We start from the raw sequence: 12,532 nt of genomic DNA, 5'->3' as shown, positions 1-12,532 counted from the left end.
GCCGCTTTTTAGCACGAAAACGACCTTTCCTTTACTCCCGTGTAAAGTTTTTGCCGTTTTTTGGCGCGTAGCCGACCGAAACTTTACGCCGCTGTAAAGTTTTTACCGTCTGACACCATCGTTTAAGCGCGTAACTCTCGTCGTCACGAGCGTGCTGTAAAATAGCAAAGTTGTGTGCGGTTTTGGTGCTTGTCATCAAACATATCGCGCATATTTTGCAAACACACTCCTGCTGTGGAAGGTCCACAGCCGATAGTCCGAAGGAGGTGGGTGATGTCTGCACATAAGTATGAACTGATGTTCATTGCAAATCCTGAGCTGGATGAGCACGGTCTTAAGAAGTTGACCGAGCAGTATCTTGAGCTTGTCACCAACGAGGGCGGTTCCGTTGACGGTACCGATTACTGGGGTCGCCGCAAGTTTGCCTACGAAATTGAAGGCAAAACCGAAGGTAACTACGTTGTGGTGAACTACACTGCCGAGCCATCTGTAAGTGACGAACTTGACCGTGTTTTGAACCTTAACGAATCTGTAATCCGCACGAAGATTCTTCGCAAGGACGCTAAGTAAAAACTAGCAAAACTAAGTAAGCTCTAGTGAATTAAATAAAAACTAGTTAAGCTAAATAAATACGTAAACAACCGCGCATAAGTTGCGCACAAAATTGCCAGTAATTGCTAACTAACATGCGATTACGAGTAAAGCGAGAAAGAAAAGGCACGATATGGCAGGTGAAACAATTATTACCGTCGTGGGAAATCTCACTTCGGATCCTGAATTAAGGGCACTTTCCAACGGTGCTTCTGTTGCGAGCTTTACCATTGCATCCACACCTAGAACGTTTAATCGTAATACGAATCAGTTCGAGGATGGGCCTGCATTATTTATGCGTTGCTCAGCGTGGAGAGACTTGGCAGAACATTGTGCAAACAGCCTTTCTAAAGGCATGCGCGTGATTGCTCAAGGCAGGTTGTCGCAGCGTTCGTATCAAGCGCAAGACGGCTCTAATCGCACAGTTGTTGAACTTACAGTTGACGAAATTGGTCCATCTTTGCGTTATGCAACTGCGCAAGTTAACCGCCAAAGCTCTTCAACAGGTTTTGCTGGTGGCTCGCGTGCAGCAAATGCTGCTGGTGCAGGTTATGCTGGCGGAGCAAATTATGCTGCTAGCCAGGCCGCTTCTCAGCATGCCGCAAGTTCTTCAGCGGCTGATCCGTGGAGTGCTGCTGCGCCAACAAACGATAGTTTTTCAACTTTCGGTGCCAATTCTGATTTTGGTGGCGATTCTGAAGAACCTGAGTTCTAGCGTTTTAGTTGAGCTATAGATAGCGTATTTATTTATTTATGCACTTATTTACGCGCTTACTTAATCCTTATAAATACATCATCAGTTACATGTTATGCGAACAAAAAGCATAACGGATTTGAGAGAGGACATCTTATGTCACGCAAAAGGCCGCAACCACCGGTCAAGCCTTTCAAAAAGAAGCCAAATCCTTTGAAGGCTGCCAAGATTACTGAAATTGATTATAAAGACGTTGCTTTGCTGCGCAAGTTCGTTTCTGACCGCGGCAAGATTCGTTCCCGTCGTATCACCGGCGTAACCGTGCAGGAACAGCGCAAGATCGCGAAGGCAGTGAAGAATGCTCGCGAAATGGCTTTGCTTCCTTACGCCACTACCGGTCGCTGATTGAGAGGATAGGAATATGGCTGAAACCAAGGTTATTCTTACCAAGACTGTTGCCAACCTCGGTCACTCTGGTGACGTTGTTGAAGTTAAGGCTGGCTATGCACGCAACTACCTGATTCCTCAGGGTCTTGCTTTTGCATGGAACAAGGGTGCTGCTTCCCAGATTGAAGCAATGCGTCGCGCTCGTCTTGCCAAGGCTGTTGCCACTCGTGAAGAGGCAGTTGCAGCTAAGGCTCAGATTGAAGGCACCGTTGTGGAGCTTTCTGCTAAGGTTTCCGAATCCGGCAAGCTTTTCGGTGGCGTTTCTGCCGATAAGATTGCTGCTGCTTTGGCTTCCAAGGCTCAAGTTGAGGCTCGCGCAATTAAGGTTGCTACTATTAAGACCACTGGTGAGTTCCCAGCAACCGTAACGTTGCATCCGGAAATCACCGCTTCCTTCACTGTTAAGGTTGTGGCTGAGTAAGTAGCTTTGTGAATTTTACAAAACATGTTGCAGCAAGCAGATTCTTGCTTTTAGTGGTTTTCTGCTTGTAATACATGTGGATTGAACTTAAGCATTAGCTCTGCGTTTGCGTTGTATTGAGTTTTCTCATTGCGATGCTGCGCAGAGTTTTTTTATGCTGCAATATTTTGAAAATGTGAATGTGTTGTAAGTGTCACGTGCGTAACGTAGTTTTTTAAGTTTTACTCGACTAAATTAGAACAGTTGGAAAATTGCGAAATTATAAAGGAGATGCAAACTGTGCTGGAAAGCAAATATGAACTGGCTGACGAGCTTAGTATGAACGCAAAAGCGCAAGATGCCAACATATCTGCTATTCGCAATGACGAAGAGTATGCTTGTAAAAATTCCGTAAGCGCAAATCTTGAAAACGCAATAAAATACAGCAATCACAAAGGTTATGGCGAAACTTGCGCGAAGGTTATTCTTTTTGGCGAACATTCCGTGGTCTATGGCCATTCTGCAATAGCTTTGCCGCTTAAAAACTTGCGTATGCGCGCTGTCGTAACTAGTTGCAATGAATCTTTAGCACCTGCATCAAGCGAATCTTTAGCACCTGCTTCGTGTGAATCTTTATCTTCTACATCAAGCGAATCTTTAGCATCTACGACGAATCTCGATTCACATATAACTCTTTCATGCCTTGACTTTACTGGCAAACTTTCCGAAATTCCTACGCGCTTTAATAGCATACGAACAGCAATTCGCGCGTCGCTAGAGTTTGCAGGGTGGAACGGTGAGAATTTGCACATTTTTACCGAGTCTGATTTTCCAGCAGAACGAGGTCTTGGTTCGTCTGCGGCAGCTGCTGGTGCTGTAATTCGTGCGATTCTTGACTATTATGGCGTTGCAGCTAGCAATGATGAGATTTTTAAGTTGACGCAGACTGCTGAGTGTGTGGCTCACGGACGTTCTTCAGGCTTGGATGCCACTGCAACTGCTGCTTCCTGGCCTGTGCGTTTTAGTCGTGGCTGTTTTGATCGCATGGAAATTAACATGCCTGCGTGGCTTGTTTTGGCGGATTCTGGATGCAAAGGAATGACTCGCGAAACAGTTGAAGCTTTGCGTTCTCGTTTAGAATCGAATCCTGTTGAAGTTGGAGCGCAGCTCAATAAATTGGGGGAGATTGCGGCTGTTGCAGAAGATGATTTGGCGTTTGGCCGTATTGAAAATATGGGTAAGCAAATGACTTTCGCACACCGTATTTTGGCGGATTTGGGCGTAAGTACTGCAAAACTTGACGCCTTGGTAGATGCTGCTTGTCAGCATGGCGCGTTGGGTGCAAAACTTACCGGTGGAGGTGGTGGAGGATGTGTCATTGCGCTGGCTGATAGTGAGGATGCTGCTAAGCGAGTGAGTGAAGCTTTTAAAAATGCCGGTGCTTGCGATACGTGGGTTGTAAATATAGGTGATTCTGCAATAAATTGAATCTTATTTTTACTTGAAATGTAGCATAAACTTTACAGTTGTTTAAAGAAAAGAAGCTTGTGCGCACTGTTTTGCTAAAATATTGCTTAGCACATTAACAAACGAGAATTACTTATCTGCCGCAAAAGGAACAGCATGCAAAATGTTGAAATTCAGCCAAAAATAACGTTTGACGCTAGTCTTTCACCCAACTCAGCTTTTGCTAAAGCAAACGCGAATATTGCGCTGATTAAGTATTGGGGTAAGCGCGATGAAAAGCTGATTTTGCCTTATACTTCCTCGCTTTCGCTCACCCTTTCGGATTTGTCTACAACTACAAGCGTAAGTTTTGCGAATAATCTTGAACAAGATACTTTTACTTTAGATAATGAAAAGATTTCGCCGTCTGCCAAAACTTTTCGTCGCGTAGTCGCTATGCTCGATTTGGTGCGTGAAATTGCAGGAATTTCAACGAAAGCAAGCGTTATTTCGCATAATATTGTGCCAACTGCTGCTGGTCTTGCGTCGAGTGCGTCTGGTTTTGCAGCTCTTGCGTCTGCTGCCTCGTACGCTGCTGGATTAAACCTAACTCCACGAGAACTTTCTAGACTTGCAAGACGTGGTTCTGGTTCAGCTTGTCGTTCGATTTTTGGAGGACTTTCAATTTGGCATGCAGGTTGCGACGACGAAACGTCTTATGCAGAGCCTATTGAAAACGCACAAGTTGCGCTTAAAAATTTAAACCTTGCTATGATTGTCGTCACTTTGGACGATAGCAAAAAGCCGATTTCTAGCCGAGAAGCGATGCGCAGAACGGTTGAAACTTCGCCAACGTATATGCAATGGGTTGAGCAGTCGAAGGACGACCTTGAAATTGCTAAAAACGCAATTCAGCGAGCAGATATTGAGCAATTGGGTGAGGTTGTTGAACGCAATGCTTTTGGAATGCACGAAACTATGCATAATGCTGTTCCATCGGTGAATTATTTGACTAGTAGCACGCATATTGTGCTTGAAGCGGTTAAAAATATGCGAAAAGATGGTTGGCTGGTGTGGTCTACGATGGATGCTGGTCCGAATGTGAAGGTGCTTACTTCTGGAGATGATGCTTATCGTGCGATGTGTCAGTTGCGCTCGCGAGTTGAAGATGGTTTGCGTAATTCTAGCGTTTTTTGTAATACAGAATATTGCGAGCCGAAATTTGCGATTGCGCTGCCAGGTGACGCTGTGACGGTGAGTACGAGTTTAAAATAGGCGGATAATATGACTCAAGTGCGCTCTAGTGCCCCAGGAAAGCTTTATATTGCGGGCGAGTATGCTGTTGTTGACGGCTGTGCTGCAATTGTTGCTGCTGTTAATCGTTATGTGACGGTTAGTGTAAGTGATGAAACTTTAAACGAAGAGTTACGCGAAAATTTGCAGAAAAATGCGCCTAGTAGCAGAAATTATTGTGGTGTGATTACCTCAGATGGCGAAAAATATAAACCGCTTCTTTGGTCGCGTGCATCCGACGGAAGTATTGAAATACAAAACGACGGAAAATATGCTTATGTGCTCGCTGCAATGTGCGTAGTCGACGCTTATGCTAGTGAGGAATGTGCGCCAAATATTAACCGAAAAAGTTACAATGTGCATATTTCTAGCGAACTTGATGACGCAAAAACCGGTAGAAAATACGGTCTTGGATCTTCTGCTGCGGTAACTGTTGCGGTTATTCGCGCGTTGTGCAAATGGTATGATTTGAATCTTTCGACTCCAGAAATTTGCAAGTTAGCGTTAATTGCGTCGTCGAGTGTTAAAAAATCCGGAAGCGGTGGAGACGTTGCTGCCAGCTCTTATGGCGGTTGGATTATGTATCGCGCGTATAACCGCGAGTGGCTTGAAGCTGAGCTTACGCTAGTAAAATCCGGATGCTCTGATTTCAGTGAGTTGTTGCACAAAAAGTGGCCGCGACTGGAAGTTAAGCGTTTAAACGTAGATAAGTCGCTAAAACTTTTAGTCGGCTGGACTGGTTCTCCTGCGTCTAGCGCAAAGCTAGTAAGTAGCGTAGAAAGTAGCGTTAAAACTAGTACGGAAAGTAGCGTTGAAAGTAACGCTGAAAATAACGTTGAAAGTAGCGTCGAAACTAGTGCTTTTGACAAAAAAATTAAATCTTTTACTTACGAAGATTTTTGCAAACAAAGTGAGATTTGCGTGCAAAAACTTGCGCGCGCAATTGAAAAGTTTGAAATAAGCGAAATCTATAGCGGTTTTGCTCAAAATCGTGCGTTGTTGCAAAAATTAAGTGCTCTTACTGGAACTGTTATCGAAACGCGTGAACTTACAAAATTTATTGAAATTGCGACTTGTGCCGGTATTCCTGCAAAAACTAGCGGTGCAGGCGGAGGAGATTGTGCAATTGCGCTGTCGACAATTTATGACAATAATGTAATTGAAACTATGAAATCTACTTGGGAAGCCAATGGAATAAAGCCATTGAATATTGATGTTACGGAAATTTTTGGAACTGGTAAGCCTTCTGAAAATATTGTATTAGACGCGTTTGCTAAGCGTAACGAGCTTAATATGCAATCTGCTCAATCTTGCATAATACAAAACCGAAAAGACGCGCATATTGCGCTTGCGGACAAGCAGTATAAAACTCGTGCAGATTCAGATTTTGACAAAGTGCGTTTTGTGCCGAATGCTTTGCCGCAAGTCGCGCTTGAAGAAATTGACGCTAGCGTGAGCGTGCTAGGAAGCGAAGTATGCGATTCTGTGCATTGGTGCTCGCCGATATATATTAACGCAATGACAGGCGGAAGTGATGCTGCTAAAAAAGTGAATGCAAGTCTTGCTAGAGTTGCTGCAAAAAATTCTGTTGCTATGGCGAGTGGATCTTTGAGTGCTGCTCTTCGAGACGAAACTTTACTCAGCACTTTCAGTGTCATAAGAAGCGAAAATCCACACGGATTTGTGATGGCAAATGTTAGCGCTGGAACTAGCGCGTCTGATGCATTGCGTGCTGTAAACATGATTCATGCGAATGCGTTACAAGTGCATTTAAATGCTGCACAAGAGTTGGTTATGCAAGAAGGCGATCGCGATTTTCGAAATTGGTTGCGCAATATTGAGTCTATTGTCAGTGCGTGTGAAGCTCTAAAAGTGCCTGTGATTGTGAAGGAAACTGGATGCGGAATTTCTGCTAAAGATGTTCAGTGTCTTAAAGATGTTGGAGTGCGCACTGTAGATGTTTCTGGTCGTGGTGGAACTAATTTTGTAACAATAGAGAATGCTCGCAGGAACTTAGGCGACTGTGATTATTTGGCTGATTGGGGTCTTACTACTGTTGAGTCGCTGGTTGACATACGCAAGTGTGATTCGTTAAAAAATATGGAAGTTTTCGCAAGTGGAGGAGTTCGCACGCCTTTGGATGTTGTGCGCGCGTTGGCTTTGGGTGCTTCTGCAGTTGGTGTCGCTGGCGAGTTTTTGCATACGCTTATGCATGAAGGTGAGGACGCGCTTTCTTTGCAAATTGATAACTGGAAGAAGCAAATTAGGGTGATTATGGCGCTTCTTGGATGCAAGACAGTTAAGGATTTACAAGAAAAGACTGAGTTTGTGCGTGCGGATTGTCTTGGTAAGTGATATACTTGTGTAGTTGTGCGTTCAAGCGTGCTTATTTGTTTATGCAATGTGCGTAAGTAATTTGCGTAAGTAGTTCGTGTGTTTGAATGACGCAAGACTTGCAAGTCAAAGAAAATAGGAGTCCATTATGGCAGCTCGTTGCGCAGTATGTGGCAAGGGACCGCAGACCGGTTTCAGCGTTTCACATTCGCACATTCGCAATAAGCGCACCTTCCGCCCGAACCTTCAGCCGGTTCGCACCACCATTGATGGCGAAAACGTTCGCCTTCGTGTGTGCGTAAAATGCATTAAGGCAGGCAAGGTTCAGCGCGTTGAGGCGTGAATCGCGTGTTAAATGTAAGGCCCTGAGCAGTGCTCGGGGCTTTTTTGTATTTGCATATTTTTTCGCGCGCACGTTATATTCCTGATTGCGGATGATTTATAATCGAAATATGCTAAATACGCCCACGAACTCAGCCAAAATGCATACTTCGCTTTCTGCGATAATCAGCAATAAGCGACGCGTTTCTGCATTAAAATCTTTGGGCATAGTCACAGTTGAAGACGCGTTAACTTACTACCCGTTTAGAGTTACAAGTCCACTGAGAATTGCGAACTTAAAAGATGTAAAAATTGGCGAAGAAGTGGCTTTCTATGCGCAAGTTCAGTCAATTAACGTTGTGCCTATGAACGCTCGTCGCGGTTTTAGAATCGAAATTAACGTTTTGCAAGATATGCAAGCAGTAGCTCAACTTATTTATTTTTCTAAAAATCGTCAATACGCTCAGTGGCTTTCTGCAAAGATGCATGTTGACGAAATGGTTGTTGTTGGCGGCACGTCTAGTGCTTTTAATGGTAAATTGCAATTTACGCATCCTCAAATTTTAACCGTATCTGCTGTAGAAGAAAGCGATAGCTTACATCAATCTCGCGATACTGTAAGAAGTGTGGAAGATGGTTTGGCGCGTATGAGTGCTCCTATGCCCGTGTATCATGCAAATTCGCGAATCTCTAGTGAGCATATTCACGAAACTATACTTTCTATACTTTCTGCACTTTCTAAAGATTCTGAAGATTTCGCAGCTTCCGCAGCTTCCGCAGATTCTAAAGATTCCGCAACTTGCACTACTGAATCCCTGCAAATCCCAAACATTACGCCTGAATCAGTGCTAAAAAAACGTAACCTCATGACTAGAGCGTCAGCAATATACTCAATTCATAATCCGCAATCAGTTGACGAATTTTACAAAGCTGTTGACTCGTTGCGCTATGAAGAAGCTTTTATTTCCCAAGTAGCTGTATTGCGATCTCGTGAAGATTCTAAAGATAATCAAGCAAAATCCTGTAATAATTCTCTTATAAGAAATGAATTTGTGGAAAGTTTGCCGTTTGAGCTTACTGCAGGTCAAAAAGATGTAATTGATGAGATTGTACGTGACATGCGTGAGCGCCATCCGATGCGTCGCTTGCTTCAAGGTGAAGTTGGTTCCGGAAAAACAGTTGTTGCGCTCGCTGCAATGCTTGAGGCAGTTGGATCAGGATATCAGGCTGTGCTTGTGGCTCCTACTCAAGTTCTGGCGTCTCAACATGCCGAAAATTTGCGCCAAATGATTGCGCGCGCGAATCTAAAAGTGCCTGTAATCGTAGTAACTGGCGGCATGAGACTTGCGGATCGCAGACGTGCGCTAGCGAGTGTTGCAAGTGGGGAGCCTTCGCTTATTGTTGCAACTCATGCAGCGTTCTCGTCGACTTTTAAGCCGACTAATTTAGCTTTGGTAATTATTGATGAGCAACATCGTTTTGGTGTTGAGCAGCGCGATGTTTTGTTACGCAAAATGAGTGTAGATCCGCATGATAGTGCTGAAAAGTCTTTTACACCGCATCTTTTAGTAATGACTGCAACGCCTATTCCGCGCTCTGCTGCTATGACGTGGTTCGGTGATTTGGATGCTTCATATTTAACTGAATTGCCTGGAGGCAGAAAACCTATTCGCACTTTTGTTGTACAAGAATCGGATGCGAATACTATGGCGAGAATGTTTGCGCATATTCGTGCTCGCATTGATGCAGGTGAGCGTGCGTATGTTGTTTGCGCGCATATTGATGATGATTTTAATGAGGATTCTGGTAGGGATTCTGGTAGGGATTCTGGTAGTGCTTCTGCTAGGGATTTTGATAGCGATGAATCTGAAGGTTTTGAAGATGTTTCGCAATCTGTGCAATCTAATCAATCTGAAGAAAATAGCGCAGATTCTTTGCGTAAACTTCACACAGTTAACGGCATTTTGAAGCGGCTTTCAGCTTTGCCGCAATTTAAAGGCGTTACTTTTGCTAAGCTTACTGGTCGCGACGATGATGCTACAAAACGCGAAACGATGGAACATTTTGCACGCGGAGATGTGCAAGTTCTTGTTGCTACAACGGTTATTGAGGTCGGTGTTGATGTGCCTCAAGCGAGTTGCATTGTGATTTTTGACGCGGATCGTTTTGGCCTTGCGCAATTGCATCAGTTGCGTGGACGTGTTGGGCGTGGTGGCACGAATTCTTGGGCATTTTTGGTTGCGCAAACTGAGGATGGAAGTCTTGCTCAAGAACGTTTGCAAGTTGTTGAAAATTCGCTAGATGGTGCCGTAATTGCTAAAAAAGATTTGGAATTGCGCAATGTTGGCGATGTTCTTGGCGATAAGCAGTCGGGTGGTCGCTCGAGTTTGAAGATTTTGCGAGTTGTTAAGGATGCAAAGATTATCGCTATGGCTCGTGAAGATGCGTTGGAGACTTTGCAAAAAGACGCTCATCTTGTTTCGTTGCCGTATCTTGCAGGTGCAGTGCTTGATTTTACGAGAGGCGGAAGTACGCAAATCGTAAGCAATTAAAATTCTAAAGTTCTGAATTTGCTCGCAAAATATCTTATAAAATTAAAATATTGTATGAATAAAATATCCTATAAAGAAAAGTATAAAGAAAAAATTATTGCATATTTATGCACTTAATTTAGTAAAAAATACTGTAAGAAACTATTTTTAATTGATAATTAATATCAACTTTTGTTAGATATAATATAAAAAAACAACAAAATTACATAAATTTACGTGCATATTATGAGAATTGTGAATATCCTAGATAGTAGGCATCATTTGTAATCACAATAGAGATGAGGCGACAATGACTGAACGCGAACAACAAATCTTGACTTGGATTCAACAAAACCCGATGATTAGCCAGCAGGAACTTGCAAATCTCGCAGGAATTACTCGTTCAGGTGTGGCCGCTCATATTTCCAATTTAATTCGCAAAGGCTATTTACGAGGTAAGGGATATATTGTTACTCCTCCAAGTTATGTGACTGTTGTTGGCGGAATTAGCATGGATGTTCTTGGCATTGCTTGCGGAGATTTGATGGATTACACGTCTAATGCCTCCCACGTGCGCTACATGCTAGGCGGTGTTGGAAGGAATATTGCAGTTGCGTTGGAGCGTCTTAATATTCGCACAAGCATGGTTTCTGTCTACGGTGGCGATCACAACGGAGAACTTTTCCGCATTGATGCTGCTGCAAACGGCTTAGATATCGGTTATGCGAAGCAACTTCCTGAGTCGATGACTGCTTCGTACATGTATGTTGGTGACGCTTCTGGTCAGCGTTTGCTTGCTTTAGACGATATGAGTATTTACGATCACATGACTCCTGATTTTTTGCGTGAGCGTATGTCTATTATTGAAAATGCTGATATTTTGGTGTTGGATACTAATATTCCGCAAAAGTCAATTGAGTGGCTATGTGACCGTTATCGCCGTCCTATTGTTGTTCGTGCAGTTACGGATGCAAAAGCTCCTCGAGTGCTTTCTAGATTGTCTCGTATTGACACTCTTATTTTAGATACTGCTGAATCGCAGGCTTTAACTGGCATTAATGCTGTTGACGAGCGTTCTGCAATTCGCTGTGCGAATGTGCTTCTCAAGCGTGGAGTAAAACGTGTATTTGTAAATGCCGGTCGCGCAGGAGTTGCTTATGGTGTTGCAGATGAGGGAGTGTCGTTCTATCCTGTCCCAGTCAAGCGCGTCCAGAGAATGATGCTAACTCGCGGAAATAGCAATGCTGGTGTTAAAGCAGTCGGCAACGACAACGGTTCTAGCGATGCTGCTACTGCGGCGCTTATTTACGCGCGATATAACGAATTTGATTCTTCAAAAACTGGCAGATTTGCGGTTGCTGCTGCAGCTTTGAATACTGAATCTATGCAGCCTGTACATGAGTCGTTTAATCCAGAACTTATTTCTCAACGCATGACGAATATTCATGAGCATGCTTAATTTTGCGTTCTTATGCGAAGTGCATTCGTCACGATTTGCTTCCAAAATACATGTGTTTATGAAGGAGTTAGTATGACTTCCATCATCCTAGATTGTGACCCTGGTCATGACGATGCGATGGCAATTTTATTAGCTGTTGGCAATCCTAGTATCGATTTGCTCGGCGTAACTACGGTTGGTGGAAATCAAAGCCTAGAAAAAGTAACATACAATGCTCGAGCAACTCTAGAAATAGCTCATGCAACTAATATTCCAGTTCATGCCGGATGCGACCGTCCTATGGTTCGTCCTCTAAAAGTTGCTGCTGCTGTTCATGGAGAAACAGGATTAGACGGAGCAAATATTCCAGTGCCAACTAAACCTTTGGATAAAGGGCATGCTGTTAACTGGATTATTGACACAATTATGAGCCATGAGCCTGGCACGATTACGCTTGTACCAACCGGACCTCTTACGAATATCGCTATGGCTGTGCGATTGGAACCTAGAATTGTCAGCCGCGTTAAAGAAGTAGTTCTTATGGGTGGTGGCTATCATAGCGGCAATTGTAGTGCTGTTGCTGAGTTTAATATTAAGACAGATCCTGAAGCTGCGCATGTTGTGATTAATGAAAATTGGCGAGTTACGATGGTTGGCTTAGACTTAACTCACCAAGCTTTGTGCACTTTAGAGATACAGAAGAAAATTAATTCTATTGGAACGCCTGTTTCTAAATTTGCTTGCGATCTTATGGATTACTTCCGTAAAGCTTATAAGAATAATCAAGATTTTGTTGATCCTCCAGTGCATGATCCTTGCACAGTCGCTTATTTGATCGATAAAAGTGTTATTAGCACAAGGCGTTGCCCACTTGATGTTGAAATAAACAGTGACTTAACTCTTGGCATGACCGTTGCAGATTTGCGTGGTACTGAACCTTCTGAAGAAGAATGCCATACGCAAGTTGCTACAAAACTTGATTTCGATAAATTCTGGAATTTGATTATAGATGCGATTAAGCGCATTGGATGATTGTT

At 43.5% G+C, this 12,532-nt stretch carries 11 protein-coding genes; all 11 read left to right on the top strand.

Features of this window, described 5'->3' with window-relative positions; translation table 11 throughout:
• The first annotated feature begins 273 nt into the window (after positions 1 to 273).
• Positions 274 to 570, top strand: coding sequence for a 30S ribosomal protein S6 (gene rpsF, locus HXT26_RS04885; RefSeq protein WP_004574062.1), 297 nt, complete (start codon positions 274 to 276; stop codon positions 568 to 570).
• Between the two features lie 154 nt (positions 571 to 724).
• Positions 725 to 1,306 carry a single-stranded DNA-binding protein gene (locus HXT26_RS04880; RefSeq protein ID WP_004105402.1) on the top strand — a complete coding sequence of 194 codons (582 nt, stop codon included), beginning with the start codon at positions 725 to 727 and terminating at the stop codon, positions 1,304 to 1,306.
• Positions 1,307 to 1,441: 135 nt separating this feature from the next.
• Positions 1,442 to 1,690, top strand: a complete 249-nt coding sequence (rpsR, locus tag HXT26_RS04875; RefSeq protein ID WP_004105399.1) for a 30S ribosomal protein S18 — start codon at positions 1,442 to 1,444, stop codon at positions 1,688 to 1,690.
• Between the two features lie 16 nt (positions 1,691 to 1,706).
• Positions 1,707 to 2,153 (top strand): 50S ribosomal protein L9, encoded by a 447-nt coding sequence (rplI, locus tag HXT26_RS04870; RefSeq protein WP_004105397.1) that lies wholly within the window; start codon positions 1,707 to 1,709, stop codon positions 2,151 to 2,153.
• 318 nt (positions 2,154 to 2,471) lie between these two features.
• Complete coding sequence (mvk, locus tag HXT26_RS04865; protein WP_422112102.1) at positions 2,472 to 3,620, top strand: mevalonate kinase; 1,149 nt, start codon at positions 2,472 to 2,474, stop codon at positions 3,618 to 3,620.
• Positions 3,621 to 3,755: 135 nt separating this feature from the next.
• Positions 3,756 to 4,853 carry a diphosphomevalonate decarboxylase gene (mvaD, locus tag HXT26_RS04860; RefSeq protein WP_004105394.1) on the top strand — a complete coding sequence of 366 codons (1,098 nt, stop codon included), beginning with the start codon at positions 3,756 to 3,758 and terminating at the stop codon, positions 4,851 to 4,853.
• Positions 4,854 to 4,862: 9 nt separating this feature from the next.
• Complete coding sequence (fni, locus tag HXT26_RS04855) at positions 4,863 to 7,226, top strand: type 2 isopentenyl-diphosphate Delta-isomerase (protein WP_422111959.1); 2,364 nt, start codon at positions 4,863 to 4,865, stop codon at positions 7,224 to 7,226.
• Between the two features lie 127 nt (positions 7,227 to 7,353).
• Entirely contained in the window at positions 7,354 to 7,548 is a 195-nt protein-coding gene (rpmB, locus tag HXT26_RS04850; protein WP_004105392.1) for a 50S ribosomal protein L28, read from the top strand.
• Positions 7,549 to 7,639: 91 nt separating this feature from the next.
• Entirely contained in the window at positions 7,640 to 10,078 is a 2,439-nt protein-coding gene (locus HXT26_RS04845; protein ID WP_174143441.1) for a DEAD/DEAH box helicase, read from the top strand.
• Between the two features lie 289 nt (positions 10,079 to 10,367).
• Positions 10,368 to 11,516: a PfkB family carbohydrate kinase gene (locus tag HXT26_RS04840; protein WP_064340538.1), complete on the top strand. Its 1,149-nt coding sequence runs from the start codon at positions 10,368 to 10,370 to the stop codon at positions 11,514 to 11,516.
• Positions 11,517 to 11,588: 72 nt separating this feature from the next.
• Positions 11,589 to 12,527 (top strand): nucleoside hydrolase, encoded by a 939-nt coding sequence (locus HXT26_RS04835; RefSeq protein WP_032842335.1) that lies wholly within the window; start codon positions 11,589 to 11,591, stop codon positions 12,525 to 12,527.
• The last annotated feature ends 5 nt before the right edge of the window (positions 12,528 to 12,532 follow it).

It is taken from the genome of Gardnerella sp. DNF00497B (assembly GCF_049262725.1).
GTDB classification, from domain to species: Bacteria; Actinomycetota; Actinomycetes; order Actinomycetales; family Bifidobacteriaceae; genus Bifidobacterium; species Bifidobacterium leopoldii.
The sequence above is the reverse complement of the archived record's forward strand: the minus strand, read 5'-3'. Positions and strand labels throughout refer to the sequence as shown.